The organism is Paragemmobacter kunshanensis, assembly GCF_011059185.1.
GTDB classification, from domain to species: domain Bacteria; phylum Pseudomonadota; class Alphaproteobacteria; order Rhodobacterales; family Rhodobacteraceae; genus Paragemmobacter; species Paragemmobacter kunshanensis.
Genome location: NZ_JAALFE010000011.1, coordinates 93,807 through 110,717 on the forward strand (window position 1 = coordinate 93,807; position 16,911 = coordinate 110,717).

The 16,911-nt window shown below is 68.6% G+C and carries 16 protein-coding genes and 1 pseudogene; 13 read left to right on the forward strand and 4 right to left on the reverse strand.

Going from position 1 to position 16,911, the window contains the following annotated elements; all coding sequences use genetic code 11:
* Positions 1 to 4: 4 nt before the first annotated feature.
* On the reverse strand, positions 5 to 1,435 hold the full coding sequence (locus G5V65_RS12520) for a mannose-1-phosphate guanylyltransferase/mannose-6-phosphate isomerase (protein ID WP_165050569.1): 1,431 nt from the start codon (positions 1,433 to 1,435) through the stop codon (positions 5 to 7).
* A 244-nt stretch (positions 1,436 to 1,679) separates the two neighbouring features.
* Here G5V65_RS12520 and G5V65_RS12525 point away from each other — a divergent pair, with 244 nt between their 5' ends.
* Complete coding sequence (locus G5V65_RS12525; RefSeq protein WP_165050571.1) at positions 1,680 to 2,639, forward strand: helix-turn-helix domain-containing protein; 960 nt, start codon at positions 1,680 to 1,682, stop codon at positions 2,637 to 2,639.
* Between the two features lie 70 nt (positions 2,640 to 2,709).
* Here G5V65_RS12525 and G5V65_RS12530 read toward each other — a convergent pair whose 3' ends face one another.
* Positions 2,710 to 4,416, reverse strand: coding sequence for a phosphoethanolamine transferase (locus G5V65_RS12530; RefSeq protein WP_165050573.1), 1,707 nt, complete (start codon positions 4,414 to 4,416; stop codon positions 2,710 to 2,712).
* Between the two features lie 115 nt (positions 4,417 to 4,531).
* Between G5V65_RS12530 and G5V65_RS12535 the strand changes: the two genes are divergently transcribed.
* From G5V65_RS12535 to G5V65_RS22685, 7 genes and pseudogenes are all read left to right on the forward strand, one after another.
* On the forward strand, positions 4,532 to 5,185 hold the full coding sequence (locus G5V65_RS12535; protein WP_165050576.1) for a response regulator transcription factor: 654 nt from the start codon (positions 4,532 to 4,534) through the stop codon (positions 5,183 to 5,185).
* Entirely contained in the window at positions 5,182 to 6,459 is a 1,278-nt protein-coding gene (locus G5V65_RS12540) for a sensor histidine kinase (protein ID WP_165050578.1), read from the forward strand. The genes G5V65_RS12535 and G5V65_RS12540 overlap by 4 nt, the downstream gene beginning before the upstream one ends.
* Positions 6,460 to 6,574: 115 nt before the next feature.
* Positions 6,575 to 7,399, forward strand: coding sequence for a phosphonate ABC transporter ATP-binding protein (gene phnC / locus G5V65_RS12545; protein ID WP_394352242.1), 825 nt, complete (start codon positions 6,575 to 6,577; stop codon positions 7,397 to 7,399).
* Positions 7,400 to 7,452: 53 nt separating this feature from the next.
* Positions 7,453 to 8,352 (forward strand): phosphonate ABC transporter substrate-binding protein, encoded by a 900-nt coding sequence (phnD, locus tag G5V65_RS12550; RefSeq protein ID WP_165050580.1) that lies wholly within the window; start codon positions 7,453 to 7,455, stop codon positions 8,350 to 8,352.
* A 61-nt stretch (positions 8,353 to 8,413) separates the two neighbouring features.
* Entirely contained in the window at positions 8,414 to 9,292 is an 879-nt protein-coding gene (gene phnE, locus G5V65_RS12555) for a phosphonate ABC transporter, permease protein PhnE (protein WP_165050582.1), read from the forward strand.
* Positions 9,293 to 9,294: 2 nt separating this feature from the next.
* Positions 9,295 to 10,620 carry a phosphonate ABC transporter, permease protein PhnE gene (gene phnE / locus G5V65_RS12560; RefSeq protein WP_165050584.1) on the forward strand — a complete coding sequence of 442 codons (1,326 nt, stop codon included), beginning with the start codon at positions 9,295 to 9,297 and terminating at the stop codon, positions 10,618 to 10,620.
* A pseudogene (locus tag G5V65_RS22685) lies at positions 10,620 to 11,243 on the forward strand (chloramphenicol acetyltransferase). Before phnE (G5V65_RS12560) ends, G5V65_RS22685 begins: the two are co-directional and overlap by 1 nt.
* 1 nt (position 11,244) lies before the next feature.
* Here the strand turns inward: G5V65_RS22685 and G5V65_RS12570 are convergent.
* A complete protein-coding gene (locus G5V65_RS12570) occupies positions 11,245 to 12,453 on the reverse strand; it encodes an alpha-D-ribose 1-methylphosphonate 5-triphosphate diphosphatase (RefSeq protein ID WP_241250556.1) in 1,209 nt (402 codons plus the stop codon).
* A gap of 46 nt (positions 12,454 to 12,499) precedes the next feature.
* Positions 12,500 to 13,216: a phosphonate metabolism transcriptional regulator PhnF gene (gene phnF, locus G5V65_RS12575; protein ID WP_165050586.1), complete on the reverse strand. Its 717-nt coding sequence runs from the start codon at positions 13,214 to 13,216 to the stop codon at positions 12,500 to 12,502.
* 167 nt (positions 13,217 to 13,383) lie between these two features.
* Here phnF and phnG point away from each other — a divergent pair, with 167 nt between their 5' ends.
* From phnG to G5V65_RS12600, 5 genes are all read left to right on the forward strand, one after another.
* Positions 13,384 to 13,812 carry a phosphonate C-P lyase system protein PhnG gene (phnG, locus tag G5V65_RS12580; RefSeq protein ID WP_165050693.1) on the forward strand — a complete coding sequence of 143 codons (429 nt, stop codon included), beginning with the start codon at positions 13,384 to 13,386 and terminating at the stop codon, positions 13,810 to 13,812.
* Entirely contained in the window at positions 13,809 to 14,378 is a 570-nt protein-coding gene (gene phnH, locus G5V65_RS12585; protein ID WP_165050589.1) for a phosphonate C-P lyase system protein PhnH, read from the forward strand. The genes phnG and phnH overlap by 4 nt, the downstream gene beginning before the upstream one ends.
* Positions 14,378 to 15,472 carry a carbon-phosphorus lyase complex subunit PhnI gene (locus G5V65_RS12590; RefSeq protein WP_165050591.1) on the forward strand — a complete coding sequence of 365 codons (1,095 nt, stop codon included), beginning with the start codon at positions 14,378 to 14,380 and terminating at the stop codon, positions 15,470 to 15,472. Before phnH ends, G5V65_RS12590 begins: the two co-directional genes overlap by 1 nt.
* A 188-nt stretch (positions 15,473 to 15,660) precedes the next feature.
* Positions 15,661 to 16,005 carry an endonuclease domain-containing protein gene (locus G5V65_RS12595; protein WP_165050593.1) on the forward strand — a complete coding sequence of 115 codons (345 nt, stop codon included), beginning with the start codon at positions 15,661 to 15,663 and terminating at the stop codon, positions 16,003 to 16,005.
* The gene (locus tag G5V65_RS12600; protein ID WP_165050595.1) at positions 16,002 to 16,880 is read left to right on the forward strand and encodes an alpha-D-ribose 1-methylphosphonate 5-phosphate C-P-lyase PhnJ; all 879 of its coding nucleotides are present in this window, start codon (positions 16,002 to 16,004) and stop codon (positions 16,878 to 16,880) included. The genes G5V65_RS12595 and G5V65_RS12600 overlap by 4 nt, the downstream gene beginning before the upstream one ends.
* Positions 16,881 to 16,911 lie beyond the last annotated feature (31 nt).

Below are 16,911 nucleotides of genomic sequence, written 5' to 3' on the forward strand. Positions count from 1 at the left end.
AGGCTCAGCCCTTCGCCCCCTGCCCGCGGGAATAGATATCCTCGTAGCGGATGATGTCATCCTCGCCCAGATAGGCGCCGGTCTGCACCTCGATCAGGACCATGGGCACCTTGCCGGGGTTCTCCATCCGGTGCTTGGCCCCAAGGGGGATGTAGACGGACTGGTTTTCCGTCACCAGATGGACGCTGTCATCCACGGTGACGCGGGCGGTGCCGTTGACCACGATCCAGTGTTCGGACCGGTGCATGTGCGATTGCAGGGACAGCGCCGCGCCGGGTTTGACGACGATCCGCTTGACCTGAAAGCGGTCGGACAGGGCAAGGGTTTCGAACCAGCCCCAGGGGCGGTGATCGCGGGGGAAAGCCTCGGCCTGTTTGGCGCCCTTGGCCTGCAGCACCTCGACCGCGCGCTTCACATCCTGCGCGCGGGACCGGTCGGCCACGAGGACAGCATCGCCGGTGGCGATGGCAATGATGTCCTTCAGCCCGATCCCCACCAGTTCGACATCGCCATCCTCGGCCCTGAGGAGGGTGTTGTCGCAGTCGATGGCCACGGCATTGCCGCCCAGCGCATTGCCGCGCGCGTCAGCGGCCATTTCCGTGGCCACCGCATCCCAGCCGCCCAGATCGGACCAGCCCGCGCCAAAGGGCACGGCCACCAGATTGCCCGCCCGTTCCATCACCGCATAGTCGATCGAGATCGCCTCGGCCCCTTTCCAGGCGGTTTCCTCAAGGCGGAGGAAGCCCAGATCAGGGCGCGCGGCATCGACCGCCGCGCGGACCGGGGGCAATAGGCCCGGCGCATGGGTGGCGAAGGCGTCGATCATGGTGCCGGCGGTAAAGAGGAAGATCCCCGCATTCCACAGGAAATTGCCTGAGGCGAGCATCGCCTCGGCGGCGTCGCGCTTCGGTTTCTCGACAAAGCGGGCCAGATCGACGGGCACGCCATCGGCGGCGGGGCCGGTGAGTTCCAGCCAGCCATAGCCGGTTTCGGCCCGGGTGGGGCGGATGCCGAAGGTGACGATGCGGCCCGCGCGGGCCGCGGTTTCGCCCGCGCGGACGGCGGCCCGGAAGGCCGCGGCATCGGGGACCACATGATCGGAAGGCGCGACCAGCATCAGCGCCGAAGGATCGGTCTGCGCCAAATGCAGGGCGGCGGCCAGCACCGCGGGCGCGGTGTTGCGGCCTTCGGGTTCGATCAGCACGGTGCCGGGATCGACGCCCGCGGCCTGCAGCTGTTCGGTCACGATGAAGCGGTAATCCGAACCGGTGATCACGAGGGGGGCCGCAAAACCTTCGCCGGAAAGGCGGCGGGCCGAGGCCTGGAACAGGCTTTCCTCGCCGATCAGGCGGGTGAACTGCTTGGGAAAGCTCTTGCGCGACAGCGGCCAGAGCCGGGTTCCCGAACCCCCGCACAACAGAACCGGATGGATCATCTGGCCTTACCCTTTTGAAAGGCGAAAAATATCGCAGCATCGTTGCCGGATTTTGGCGGCCGGGGCAACCCCGGCGCGGGGGGGGGAAGGACTCGCGACCAAAGTCGTCTTGTGGGGGTTGCGGAGGCGATATACCGCATTGGCCATATCCGGCCCTGCGCGGCGCGGGCATTTGTCCAGGATCAAGGCGCACTGTGCCGGGGGGCCGCAGGGTGGCCAGGTCGGCGGGGGCAGAGGGGGCGACATGCAGATTTCGGCCAGCCAGCATATCGAGCGGATCGAAAGCGCCATTCGGGGCGGGCTGGCGGCGCGGTCGCCGGTGGCGGCATCCTGGGCGCGGTCGGCCACGCTGCACCGGCTGGACCCGGCGGCGCGCAAGGCCGAGGGGCGGCTGACCGCGGGGGAAATCGCGCTGGCGCGCGAAAGGCTGGGCGCGCTGCTGCCGCTGGCCGCGCCGCATCTGGACCGTCTGTTCCTGACGGTGGGCGGACTGGGGGCCTGCATCGTGCTGGCTGATGCCGAAGGGATCGCGCTGGAGCGGCGGGGCCATGCGGGGGATGACGCGGCCTTCGAGGCGGCCGGGCTGTGGACGGGAACCCTGTGGTCCGAGGCGCAGGCGGGCACGAACGGGATCGGCACCTGCCTGGCCGAGGGGCGGGCGGTGACGATCCATCGCGACCAGCATTTCCTGGCGCGCAATATCGGGCTCAGCTGTTCCTCGGCGCCGGTGCATGGGCCGGGGGGGCAGATGCTGGCGGTGATCGACGTCTCGACCGCGCGGATGGACCTGCCCGAGGCGATCGGCGGGCTGATCGGCGCAACCGTGGCCGAGGCGGCGCGGCGGCTGGAGGCGGATCTGTTCGCCGCGGAATTCCCGGGCGCGCGGCTGGTTCTGGTGCCGGGAACGGACCGGGCGGGCGGCGCGCTGCTGGCGGTGGATGCGGATGACCTGGTGATCGGGGCGACGCGGGCGGCGCGGGTGCAGTTGAACCTGACGGGGGATCTGGCGGCGACGCCGCGCCCGGTGGCGGATGTGCTGGGCCTTGAGGCGCGGGACGGGTTCGATGCGGCGGAACGGGCGGTGCTGACACGGGCGCTGGCGCGGTCCGGGGGGAATGTCTCGGCCGCGGCGCGCGCGCTGGGGCTGAGCCGGGCGACCCTGCATCGCAAGCTGGAGCGCCGCCCTTCGGGGCGGGGCTGCTAGGGCCGCGCGGCGAAGGGATCGGGCACGGGCCGGAGGGTTTCCCGTCCCCCGGCCCGGCCTGACCCACGTCCTAGCCTGTCTGCGCCATGCGACAGGTTCCGACGCGGTCAAGGGCGGGGTCGCGGGCCTTGGTGGAGATGTCCAGAAGGCCCAGGACGGAGTGGAAGAGATTGTCCTGGCTGGCGGGTTCCTGCGCGCGGGCGCGCAGGCAATCCATGTCGAGCCCAAGCGCATCGCGGAAACCTTCGCCCAGCCACAGCACCATCGGCACGCGGGTCTGTGTCTCGGGTGCCATGAAGAGCGGGGCGGCATGCAGGTAGAGCCCGCCTTCGCCCAGCGATTCGCCATGGTCGGAGAGATAGAGCATGGCCGTCAGGGCCTTGTCGGTGGCGGCCAGCATGTCGATGCTGCGCGACAGGACGTGATCGGTTTCCAGCATGCCGTTGTCATAGGCGTTGACGATTTCGGGAAGGGTGCAATCGGCGAATTCGACGCTTTGGCAATCGGGGGTGAATTGCGCCCTTTCGCGGGGATAGCGCAGGTAATAGGCCGGGCCGTGATTGCCGATCATGTGCAGGACAAGGACGGTGTTCTGCGTGATCCCGGCCAGGGTGCTTTCGATGACGGGCAGGAAGACCTCATCGGTGCATTCGACGGCGCAGGCGGCGGGATCGAGCGTGGCATCCACCCTGTCCCATCCGGTGCGGGCGGCGATCTGCTGATCGCCGGTATTGTTGTCGATCCAGCGGGTGGCAAAACCCGCGCGGGCCAGCACGTCGAGCAGGTTTTCCTGCGACAGGAAGCCGTCACGGGAATAATCGGCCTGGGCAAGCGGCGAGAACATGCAGGGCAGCGAGACAGCGGTAGAGGTGCCGCAGGAGGCGACATCGGGGAAGTTGATCACCCCGCGTTCGGCAAGGCCAGGCGTTGTCTGCCGGTCATAACCGTTCAGCCCGAAATTCTGCGCCCGCGCCGTTTCGCCTGCAAAGAGGACGAGGAGGACGGGCTTTTGCGCGGCAGCCAGCAGCGGCCCGGGGCGGGCATCGGTGGCGACGGTGCGCAGTTCCACCCGGCCGGATTTCCATTGCTGCTTGCCATAGCGGGCGACGGCGCCGATGGTTGCGCCTGGCTGATAGGCGGCGAGAAGTTCCTTCCTTTCGCGAAGAACGGCAGAGAATGTTTTGAAATCGCTGAACAAACCGCCAACAAGGACGGCAAGGCACAGGGTCACGCCAAGGGGCCAGCGCCAAAGCTGGTGCCAGCGCCCGACGCGCGCGACGCGCGGCCAGAAGACCAGCGCGGCGGGCAGGACCCCGGTCAGGATGATGGCGCGCAGCGCGCCCGGCGTGACGAGGTGGCGCGATTCCGTGACGGTGGTTTCGAAGATGTTGCGCACCATCTCGCGGTCGATGAGGATGCCCATGCTCTGTTCGAAATGGTTCGCGCTGGCCGATACCAGGATCAGCAGGGCGGCGATGGGGCGCTGCAGGCGGCCGGGTCCGAAGAATTCCAGCGTGAGCATGGTCAGCGCGAAGATCGACAGGGTGAAAAGCGCGTATTGCAGCGGCGTGTCACCGAAGATTTCCCCCATATGCCGCCAGAAGCCCGCATTCAGCATGGCAAGGATATAGGCCGAGACGATCAGGTTGAGCGCGGTATGGCCGATGATGGGGCGCGGCAGCGGGTGGGAGCGGAGGCCCGCGAGAAGGCCCGGCAGGCGGGTGGCAAGGGCGGCGCCCGAAAGGGGGGCGCGGCTGTCATCGGGATGGTCGGTCATGGGTCTTTCGCGGCTTGCTGTTGGATCGTCTTTCGCGCCCTGTCGCAGCCGAAGCTTGCAGCAAGCTTACGGAATGCCCCCTCGCGCGGTGGGGCGGGCTGCGCTAGAAGGGGGCATGCGGCTCTTGCTGGTGGAAGATACCGAGGATCTGGCGCAGACCGTCCTGCGGTTCCTGCGGGGCGAAGGGCATGCGGTGGACCATGCCGCCGATGCCGAAACGGCCGAGGCCGCGCTGGCGGTGGCGGACTATGCCTGCGTCATCCTCGATCTGGGCCTGCCGGACAGGCCGGGGATCGAGGTGCTGAAGGCGCTGCGCCGGGCCGGGGACCGGACGCCGGTACTGATCGCCACGGCGCGCGACCAGATCAGCGACCGGATCGCAGGGCTGGATGCGGGGGCGGATGACTATGTGGTGAAGCCCTTTGACCTGCGCGAATTGTCGGCCCGCATCCGCGCCCATGCGCGGCGCGGCCAGGGGCTGCCGGAAACGCGGATCGGGCTGGCGGGGCTGGAAGTGGACCGGGCCGCCGCGCGGCTGTGGCGCGACGGGGCGGAGATCCGCCTGACATCGCGCGAATGGGCCCTGTTCGATGCGCTGCTGGGCGCGCGGGGCCGGGTGCTGAGCAAGGCCGCGCTGGAAGAGGTGCTGGGCAGTTTCGACGCGATCATCGAGGGGAATGCGGTGGAGGTCTATGTCTCGCGTCTGAGGGGCAAGCTGGGCGCGGGCGTGATCGAGACGCGGCGCGGGCTGGGATATGTGCTGCCATGACGAAGGGGGCCGCGCCATCGCCTGAACCCGCTTCCGCGCCCGCCTGGTCGCTGCGGCGGCGGCTGACGCGGCGGGTGCTGGCGCTGGTGGCGGTAGGGTGGCTGGCCACGATCCTGGCGTCAGCGGTGGTGCTGGACCACGAGATGACCGAGATGTTCGACGGCGAGTTGCAGGCGCTGGTCGAGACGACGGTTCTGTATCTGGACACCGCGCAGGCAGGCAGCATCCCCCGCACTTTGGGCGTGCAGACCAGCGACAGCGAGCGTGTGCTGCGTATCCTGCCCGCGGATCAGCCCCCTGCCCCGGCGCCCTGGCCCGCGCTGGAGGGGGATGGCTTCCATGATCTGCCGGGCTGGCGCGTGTTGCGGCGCAGCGCCGAGGGGGTGGTGATCGAGGCCGCCCATGCCACCGATCTGCGGCGCGAGGAAAAGCTTGAGGCGGCCTCGGCCTTCCTTCTGCTGGCCCTGCCGCTGATCGGGTTTCTGGTCTGGGGCCTGCGGCGGATCGTGGCCGAGGCCACGGCGCCGGTCGCGCGGCTGGCGGGGGCGGTGTCGGGGCGCAGCACGGACGACCTGTCGCCGGTGGGGGCCGAGGGGCTGCCGCGGGAATTGCGGCCGCTGGCGCTGGCCTTCGACCATTATCTGGGCCGGATCGAGGCGCTGCGCCGGTCAGAGCGGGATTTCATCGCCAATGCCGCGCATGAATTGCGCACGCCGCTGGCGGCCCTGCGCGGGCGGCTGGAGCTTTCGCCCGATCCCGATGCCGCGGCGGCGGTGGAGGCGGTGGACGGGCTGAGCCGACGGGTGGAGCGGCTGCTGCAACTGGCGCGGCAGGAAGCGGGGCTGGGCCTTGGCCGGGGGCCCTGCGACCTGCGGCGGGTGCTGGATCTGGTGGTGGCCGATCTGCGAGCGGGTGGCGGCCAGCCGATCCGGCTGGATGACGGGGATCTGGAGCGGCTGGACGTGGCGGCGGATGCGGATGCGGTGGCGATCCTGCTGCGCAACCTGATCGAGAACGCCCAGCAGCACGGAACCGGCCCTGTCGATCTGCAATTGCGGGGCGACGGGCGACTGAGCATCGCCAATCCCGCCGCCGTGACGGACCTGCCCGAAGGGCGCTTTGCGCGGGGGGCAGGGTCGGCGGGGCTTGGCCTTGGCCTGTCGATCTCGGAGGCGCTGGTGCGCAGCATGGGGGTGCGCATGGCGCGGCGCGCCGGGAACGGCCGGGTGCAGATCGACCTCGACTTCCCGCTTCCGCCCGACGCGGCGGCCTGAGCGGCGGCGTCCCGGGGCCCGCAGCGGCGGGTTTTGGAAAAGCTTCATCAAAGTGCAGCCTGCCTGTCACCTTCCCCGCCTAGGGAGGGGGCAGTCAATTCCGAAGGGGGTTCGGATGCTGCTCGATGTCAGGAATGTCTCGCGTCTGTTCGGGACGAAGGCCGCGGTCGACCGGATCAGCTTTTCGGTGGAGCGGACGGGCTTTGTCGGGGTGATCGGGCGGTCGGGGGCGGGGAAATCCACCTTCCTTCGCATGATGAACCGCCTGACCGATGCCAGCGCGGGGGAAATCCGTTTCGAGGGGCGGGATATCCTTGCCCTGCGCGGGGCCGAGATGCGGGCCTGGCAGAGCCAATGCGCGATGATCTTCCAGCAGTTCAATCTGGTGCCGCGGATGGATGTCGTCTCGAACGTGCTGCACGGGCGGCTGGCGCATCGGGCGACGCTGCCTTCGATCTTTGGCTTCTGGCCGGATGACGACGTGCTGAAGGCGCTGGCGATCCTTGACCGGCTGGGCATCGCCGAACAGGCCGCCAAGCGGGCCGAGGCGCTTTCGGGTGGGCAGCAGCAGCGCGTGGCCATTGCGCGGGCGCTGATGCAGGATCCGAAGGTGATCCTGGCCGATGAGCCCATCGCCAGCCTTGATCCGATGAATGCCCAGGTGGTGATGGATACCCTGCGGCGCATCCATGACGAGGACAACCGCCTGGTCATCGCCAACCTGCACACGCTGGATACCGCGCGGCGCTATTGCGACCGGGTGATCGGGATGCGCGACGGGCGGATCGTCTTTGACGGCACGCCCGACCAGCTGACCACCGGCGTGGCGCGCGACATCTACGGGGCCGATGCCTCGTTTTCCGAGACGGCGACATCGACCTCGATCGAGGCGCTCGGGACGCGGGGCGACGATGCCTATGCCCGCGAATTGCTGGCCTGACTTCCCCCCCCCCGCGCCCCGGCGACCGGGGCCCTTTCCAGATGGAGACGAAGATGAAGAAGCTGCTTGCCCTTCTTGTGGCCACCTCTGCCCTTTCCGGGGCTGCCGCCGCGCAGGAGATCGCCGAATTCAACATCGGCATCCTTGGCGGCGAGAATGCCCAGGACCGTCTGACCAACCAGGAATGCTTTCGCGTCAAGATCGAAGAGGCGCTTGGCGTTCCGGTCAAGCTTTTTGCCCCGGCCGATTATGATGGCGTGATCCAGGGCCTGCTGGGCGGGACGCTGGATTTCGGATGGCTGGGGGCCTCGGCCTATGCCAAGACCTATCTGACCGATCCCGAAGCGGTCGAGGTGCGGCTGACCAAGCAGAATGTGGACGGCACCACCGGCTATTACGCCTTCGGCTTTGCCCGCGCCGACAGCGGCATCACCTCGATGGAAGAGGCCAAGGGCAAGACCTTTGCCTTTGCCGATCCGAACTCCACCTCGGGCTATCTGGTGCCTGCGGCGGAACTGCAGGGGCAGTTGGGCGACCTGAAGCAGTATTTCGCGGATGTGAAATTCTCGGGCGGGCATGAGCAATCCATCGTGGGCGTCGCCAATGGCGATTTCGACGCAGGCGTGAGCTGGGCCGACGGGCTGGGCAACTGGGAGGACGGCTTCAATTCGGGGGCCTTCCGCAAGGCTTCGGATGCCGGGCTGGTGGACATGAACGATCTGGTCCAGATCTGGCAGTCGGCGCTGATCCCGGAAGGCCCGGTCGTGCTGCGCAAGGCGCTGCCAGAGGCGGTGAAGGACAAGGTCACCCAGATCGTCGCCGACCTGCACGAGACCGACAAGGACTGTGCCTATAACGTGGCGGCGGGCGAGGCGCTGGATTTCGTGCCGGTGCGGCATGAGGACTATCTGGGCATCATCGAGGCGCGCAAGCTGCAGGAAGCCTCGAACTGAGACGGATGCAATCCTGGCCGGGCCCTGCGACGGGTCCGGCCGTTTCATTTCTGGGGGGAGCATGGTCGATATCGCCTTCGGACCGGAACCGGGCAAGCGCCCCGATGCGGGCACGCCCGGGGCGGCCTATCTGGCCGCGACGCGCAGGAAGCGGCTTTATGGCGGGGTTCTGTTCGTCTTCTTCGCGGCAAGCATGGCGTCCGGCTTCCTTGTGGCGCAGGAGCGCAATGCCGGGGGGTTCCTCGACGGGTTGCACCGGCTGGACGATTTTCCGGCCGAGGTTCTGACAGAGGCCTGGGACAAGCGGGCCAACCTGCCGGGGCTGATGTGGCAGAATGCGGGATCGTTGCTGGAGACGATCAATATCGCGCTGGTCTCCACCCTGCTGGGGGTGATCGGGGCGGGGGTCCTGTCGCTGCTGATCACGCGCGGGCTGGCGCGCTGGCCGCGGCTGATCGGGCTGTTGCGCCGGGTGACCGATGCGCTGCGCGCCATCCCGGAAATCGTGATCGCGCTGGTCTTGATCTATATCCTGGGCGGCGGGCCGGTTCCGGCCATGATCGCCATCACGATCCATACGCTGGGCGTGCTGGGCAAGCTGTTTTCGGAAGTGGCGGAGAATGCCGATCTGCGACCGGTCGAGGGGCTGGCCTCGGTCGGGGCGACCTGGGCGCAGCGGATGTGGTTCGGGGTGATCCCGCAGGTGGCGCCGAACTGGCTGTCCTATGCGCTGCTCAGGCTGGAGATCAACCTGCGGGCCTCGGCCATCCTGGGTTTCGTGGGGGCCGGGGGTATCGGATACGAGCTGAAGATCGCGATGCAATGGGGCGGCGGGCGCTATGACCAGGTCGTCGCGATCTTCCTGCTGCTGTTCCTGACCATCGTGGTGATCGACCGGCTGTCGGATCACTGGCGGCACCGGCTTGTGAAAGGGTCCTGACCATGACCACCATTCCCTATGCCCCGTCGGGGGCAGAGGCGCTGCTGGACAGGCTGCGCCGCCGCCGCAGGATCGCGTTGGCGATCCCGGCGCTGCTGCTGGTCTATCTGGGCTATGTCGTGCTGGCCTTTGACATTCCGGGCCTTGCCCAGCGCGCGCGGATGGAGAATGCCGCGATCCTGCTGTCGGATTTCCTGTCGCACAAGGTGCATGTCACCCGCGACAATCGCAGCGGCGCGGTCAGCGCCGCCGTCGAGGGCGAGGCGAAGGGGCGCTATCCCGACGGCAGCTATCCCGACTGGGTGCGCGTGCAGGGCGCAGTCACGACCATTGATCTGGGCGCGGGCCATGTCGTGACCTATGATCCGGCGGGGGCGCGCTATGTGGTGCCGGGATACGGGACCATCGACATCGCCCCGGAAGGCGGCGGTCTGCGGCTGACCGCGCCGCTGCCCCTGCCCGACTGGATCAGCGCAACGGACAACCGCGTCTCGGTGACCACGGCGCAGGGCCGTTTCGCCTATACCCGCGCGAAGGTGGAGACCTTCCGCTATTTCCCGGGGTGGGAGCTGTTCTTCTTCACGCTGGACAGCCCCTTTCACGGCAAGGGGCCGCTGGAACTGGCCGGGCTGGTGCTGTGGGGAGAGAGGGTCGATCCGGCGCGCGCCAATATCGCGGCCATGGCAGGGGATTTCTGGTTCAACCCGATGTGGCGGCATGGCGATGTGGCCTGGGCGATCTTCGAGACGATGCTGATGGCGATCCTTGGCACTTTCGGGGCGGCGGTGCTGTCGCTGCCCCTGGCCTTTCTGGCGGCGCGCGGTGTCAATCCGCTGGGCCCTGCCCGCTTTGCCCTGCGCCGCGTCTTCGATTTCGTGCGCGGGGTGGACGGGCTGATCTGGACGATCATCCTGTCGCGCGCCTGGGGGCCGGGGCCGATGACGGGGGCGCTGGCGATCCTGATCACGGATATGGGCAGTTTCGGCAAGACGTTCTCGGAAGCGGTGGAGAACATCGACGAGAAGCAGGTCGAGGGCATCCGGTCGACCGGCGCAAACGGCGTGCAGCGGGCGCGGTTCGGGATGCTGCCGCAGATCCTGCCGGTGTTGCTGTCGCAGGTTCTTTATGCGCTGGAATCGAACACCCGCAGCGCGACGGTGGTGGGGGCCATTGTCGGCGGCGGGATCGGGCTGCTGCTGACCCAGGCGATCCAGACCCAGAAGGACTGGGAGGAGGTCTGTTATTACATGGTGCTGATCGTGCTGATGGTGATGGCGATGGACAGCCTTTCGGGCTGGTTGCGCCGCAAGCTGATCAAGGGGGCGTGATGCCGAAGCTTTCCGCAACCGACCCCCTGCTGCATCCCGGCGCGACGGTGGAGAACGCCACCTTCGGCGCATGGGTGGAGATCGGCGCGGGCGCGCGTGTCCTGAATTCCAGCTTCGGGGACTATGCCTATTGCGACCGCTTCGCCGATATCGCGAATACCTCGGTGGGGCAGTTCTCGAACATCGCGGCGATGACGCGGATCGGGCCGACCGACCATCCCTTCAGCCATGCCGCGCAGCATCATTTCCTGTATCGTTCGAGCTATTACTGGGAGGATGCGTCGGATGACGATGCCTTCTTCGCCGCCCGCGCGGCGCGGCGCACGGTGCTGGGCGCGGATTGCTGAATCGGCCATGGCGCGATCATCAAGCCCGAGGTGACGGTGGGCATCGGTGCCATCGTGGCGGCGGGGGCGGTGGTGACGCGGGATGTCGCGCCCTTCATGATCGTCGCGGGCGTGCCGGCCCAACCACTGCGCGCGCGCTTTGCGCCCGGGGTGATCGACCGCCTGCTGGCGCTGGCCTGGTGGGACTGGGACCATGCGCGCTTGCGCGCGGCGCTGGCCGATTTCCGCAGGCTGAGGGCGGAAGAATTCCTCGACCGTCACGAAGGCGCGACCTGACCTATTCGGCAGCCAGTCGGGCCAGGTCTGGCAGGCGCAGGAAGCGCTCTGCCACCCGGCCTGCGAGATGTGACAGCCGCCCGCCTGCAATGGTTGCCACCACCTCGCGGCGGGCCGGATCGACGATGGCCAGATCGGCGCGCAGCCCTTCGGCGATGGTGCCACGATCCACCATGCGCAACACCCGCGTCGGACCCGAGGACACCAGAGCCCAGGCCCGGGCAAAGGGCAGGATCCCGTCATCGGCCAGCCGCCAGGGCGCCAGCGGCAGGGCGGGCATGTGGTAATCCGACAGAAGCCCGTCGCAGGCCCCGGCGCGGATCAGCTCGGCCGCCGCGACATTGCCCGCCTGCGAGCCGCCGCGCACCACATTGGGCGCACCCAGAAGGACCGGATCGCCTGCCGCGCGGGCAGCGGCGGCGGCGCGGCGGGTGGTCGGGAATTCCGCCACGCGCGCGCCGATCATGCGATAGACCTCGCGGGTTTCGGCATCGGGATCGTCATGGCTGCCATAGGTGACACCCAGCCTGTCGAAGGCATCGGCCATCAGGCAAAGAGCGCGCGGCACCTGCCGGGCGGCAAGGCGCGCGGCCTCCATCCTTGCGGTGAGCGCGGCGGTATCCAGCCCGGCCTTCCGCGCCCAATGGGCAAAGGCATCGGGGTTGTCGCGCCGCATGCGGAAGCCTTCTTCCAGATGATCATTGAAGATGACGTAATCGACGCGGAAGCGTTCCACGGCGGCGATCAGGCGCGGCGCTTCGGCCACGAGATGGGTTTCGGCGCGCAGTTGCACGCGCAGATCCGTCAGCGCCCGGGCGCGATGATCCAGCACCGCCTGCATCAGGGTTTCGGCCTGATCGGGGCCACGCAGGCCGCCTTCCCAGCTCCAGCCCTGGGCGAGATAGGCGGTGGTGATGCCATGGGCCGCGGCCTCGCGATCCACGGCGTCCAGCGCGGCGGTCAGCGGGAAGGCCGCGCCGGGGCGGGGAAACAGCTGGCGTTCGAAGCCGTCGCCATGCAGGTCGATGATGCCGGGCAGGAGGAGGAAGCCCGAGAGATCGACCGCAGGCAGGCCCTGCCCCTGCGCGCCCTGCGCCGCGACGATCTGGCCTGCCGCAATCCCGACGGGGCGCGGAACGAGAGTGTCGCCGGTCAGGACCTCGGCACCGGTCAGGCAGAGCGGGGGCAGGAAGGGCGGCATGGTGATCATCCGGAGGTTGCGGTTCGCCTGTGGATAACCGGGCCATGCAACATGGCTATGACGATGCGTCGTCACCGATGGTGAGCGAGACGCGATCCCCGGCGAACCATGTGGTGCCGTATTCCACGGGCCGCCCGGCGGGATCGACATTGATCGCCACGGCCCGCAGGATGGGCGCGCCTTCGGGCAGGTGCAGACGCAGCGCCAGCACCGCCCGGGCCGATTTGGCCGTAAGCCGGGTGACGGCGCGGGTATAATCGGCCACGCCGCAGGCCGCCAGCGCCGCGGTGACCGAGTTGCCCTGCCGCAGCGCCTCGGGCAGGCCATCAAGCCAGCCGGGAAAGACCGAGCGGAAGGCGGCGAGCGGCTGGCCATCCGCGCTGGAGACGCCCTCGACGACATGGACAGGGTCGCCGGGGGCAAGCGCCAGCGCCTCGGCCTCGGCCCGGTCGGCGGGGTGGGTTTCGATCCGGGTCAACTGGCGCGAGGGCACCTGCCCCTGAGCCTCGACCGCCTGGTGAAAGCGGACGCGGCGGCCCAGCGGATAATCGACCGGGCGCGCGGTGACGAAGACCCCTGCCCCGCGCCGGGCATGGACTAGGCCGCGCGCGGCCAGATCGGCCAGCGCATGGCGGACGGTGTGGCGGTTCACCCCGAACCGCGCGGCAAGGTCGGCCTCGGTCGGCAGGCGGTCGCCGGGGCGGGCATGGCCGCGGGCGATTTCCTGCGCCAGGGTTTCGGCAATCTCGTGCCAGATCGCCGGTCTGCCCATCTGCCCCCCGCCATCGTCATGGAAGTTTCACCAAAGCTTCGCACCGGCGACATGCGGCCTGCGCTATAGGGATTTGTATAGTTGTCTATAAATGGCGGCAAGCCCTGATGTCCGACACTGGCCCTGATCCCGAAACGCCTCCTGAAAGCGCGGCCGATGCACCGCCGATGTCGCGGCAGGGCTGGATGTCGCTTTTGGCCCGGGCGCGGCCCGCGCGGCTTGCCGCGCTGTTCCCCGCGCCCTTGCCCGCGCATGATCTGCTGCGCGCGCCTGAAATCGGGTCAGTGATGGTGCAGGGGCGGATCGGCGGGACAGGGGCACCCTTCAATCTGGGCGAAATGACGGTGACGCGCTGTTCGCTGCGCATCGCCTCGGGCGCGGTGGGCCATGCCTATGTTCAGGGGCGCGACCGCGACCATGCCCTGCGGGCAGCGCTGATCGACGCGCTGATGCAGACCGAAGCGGCGGAGGTGCTGCGGGTGCGATGCTTGGCCCCGCTGGCACGGGACGAGGCCGCGCGGCGACAGGTGGCGGCCGAGAAGGCGGCGGCGACGAAGGTCGAATTCTTCACCATGGTCAGGGGAGAGGACAGATGACGCCCGAAGCGCTTGCCGGTGGCTTTGCCCGGCCCGCGGAAGAGGCCGCGCGCGGCTTTCGCGGGCTGCTGGAGGTTCTGGCGCGGCCGGGGCTGATCCTGCGGCTGGGGGGGGCTGCGCCCCCGGCACCGCTGGGGGCCGCTGCGGGGGTGCTGGCGCTGGTGCTGCTCGACCGGACGACGCCGGTCCATCTGGCGGGGGGGCATGATTGCCCCGACCTGCGCGACTGGCTGGCCTTTCACTGCGGCGCGCCGCTGGTCGGGGCAGAGGAGGCGGCCTTCGCCTTTGGCCGCTGGGAGGATCTGCACCCTGTCGCGCGCTTTGCCATCGGCACGCCCGACTATCCCGACCGGGCGGCCACGCTGGTGATCGATTGCCCGCGGCTGGAGGCAGAGGGCGCGCGCCTGCGCGGCCCGGGCATTCGCGGCGAGGCGCGGCTGTCGCTGCCCGAGATCGCCGCCTTCCGCGCCAACCGGGCGCGGTTCCCGCTGGGGTTTGATGCCTTTCTGACCTGTGGCGACCGGATCGCCGGCCTGCCCCGATCAACCCGCGTGGAGGACGTCTGATGTATGTCGCGGTGAAGGGTGGCGAGCGGGCCATCGACAATGCCCATGCCCTGCTGGCCGAGGCGCGGCGCGGCGATCCGGGCGTGGCGGAACTGACGGTCGCGCAGATCCGCGCACAACTGCACCTGGCGGTGACGCGCGTCATGGCCGAGGGCAGCCTGCATGATCCGGATCTGGCGGCGCTGGCCATCAAGCAGGCCCGGGGCGATCTGATCGAGGCGATCTTCCTGATCCGCGCCTATCGGACCACCCTGCCCCGGCTTGGCGCGTCGCAGCCGATCGACACCGCCGCGATGCGGCTGATGCGCCGGATCAGCGCCACCTTCAAGGATGTGCCGGGTGGCCAGATGCTGGGGCCGACCTTCGACTATACCCACCGGCTGCTGGATTTCCGGCTGGCCGCCGATGGCCCCGGCGCCGTTCCCCCCTCTGATACCCCGCGTGCCATGGCGGCGGCGGGGCCGGTGCCGCATGTGGCGGCACTGCTGGAGCGGGACGATCTGATCGAAGGCGCACCCCGCGACGACACGCCGCCGCCCGATTTGACGCGGATGCCGATGGAACTGCCCGCGACACGGGCGCTGCGGTTGCAGGCGCTGGCGCGGGGGGATGAGGGGTTCCTGCTGTCGCTCGCCTATTCGACGCAGCGCGGCTATGGCCGCACCCATGCTTTTGTGGGCGAATTGCGCATCGGTTGGGTGGATGTCGCGATGGAGATCCCGGAACTGGGCCTTGCCGTGACCATCGGCGAGGTGGAGGTGACGGAATGCGAGACGGTCAACCAGTTTCTGGGATCGCGCGGCGCGCCGCCCCGGTTTACCCGGGGCTACGGGCTGACCTTTGGCCAGACCGAGCGGAAGGCCATCGCCATGAGCCTGGTGGACCGTGCGCTGCGCTGGAAGGAATTGGGCGAGGATGGCACCGGTGCCCCGGCGCAGGACGAGGAATTCGTGCTGATGCATGCCGACAATGTGCAGGCGACGGGCTTTCTGGAACATATCAAGCTGCCCCATTACGTGGATTTCCAGAGCGAGCTTGAACTGCTGCGCAGGCTGCGGGCCGAAACGGCCGCAGAGCCGGAGGCGGCGGAATGAGATGCGTCACCCCCTCCTCGGCGACGTGCGCCACCCCCTCCCCGACCCTCCCCCGTTCCGGGGGAGGGAGAGTCTGGCCTGCGATCACCCGGGGCGCGCTTCACATGACGTTAACCCTGACATGCGAAAGCCTGGCCTGCACACTCCCTCCCCCGGAACGGGGGAGGGTCGGGGAGGGGGTATCCGGGATGCCGGCCTATCGCAACGACAGCCAGCGTTTGCATGCCCGCGCCCTGCGCGCGTCGATGACCCCGGCGGAGCAGGCCCTGTGGCAGGCCCTGCGGAGCCATCGCTTCCATGGGCTTGCGGTGCGCAGGCAGGCCCCGGTGGGGCCCTGGATCGTGGATTTCCTGATCCCTGCCCATCGCTTCGCGATCGACCTGATCGACGAGACCCATGACCGCGCAGCGGATCGGGCCCCGGCATCGGGCCTTGCCCTTCTGGGATATCGCTGTCTGCACCTGCCGCCCCGCGATGTGCTGGGCGACCTTCCCGCAACCCTGCGACGCCTTGCAAGGGAGATCACCGCATGACCGGGCCGGGCTACAACTTCGCCTATCTGGACGAAGGGACAAAACGCATGATCCGCCGCGCCATCCTGAAGGGGATCGCTGTTCCGGGCTATCAGGTACCCTTTTCAGCGCGGGAGATGCCCATGCCCTATGGCTGGGGCACCGGCGGGGTGCAGGTGACGGCGGCCTGTCTCTTGCCCGAGGACCGGCTGAAGGTAATCGACCAGGGGGCGGATGACACCACCAACGCCGTCTCGATCCGGCGGTTCTTCGAACGCACCGCGCATGTTGCCACCACCACCTCTACCACCGCGGCGACGGTGATCCAGACCCGCCACCGCATTCCGGAACATCCGCTGCGCGAGGGGCAGATCCTGGTCTTCCAGGTCCCGATCCCCGAACCCCTGCGCTTTCTGGAACCACGCGAGACCGAGACGCGCAGGATGCACAGCCTGGAGGAATACGGCCTGATGCATGTGAAGCTCTATGAAGACATCGCCCGGCATGGCACCATCGCCACCTCCTATGCCTATCCGGTGCGGGTGGAGGGGCGCTATGTCATGGATCCCTCGCCCATCCCGAAATTCGACAATCCCCGGCTGTCGGACTGCGCGGCGATCCAGCTTTTCGGGGCGGGGCGCGAGCAGCGCATCTATGCGCTGCCGCCCCATACGCAGGTGGTGAGCCTGGATTTCGAGGATCACCCCTTCGATCCCGGCAAGGCCCCGCATGACTGCGACCTCTGCGGTGCGGTGGACAGTTATCTGGACGAGGTGATCACCGATGACCGGGGCGGGCGGATGTTCGTCTGTTCCGATACGGATCACTGCACGTGCCGCCGGGCGGCGGGGCATTCGGGGCGGTTGGCCGCACCCCTGCCCGCGGGGAGGGCGTGATGGGGGCCGTGGAATTGGGTATTTCCGCCGG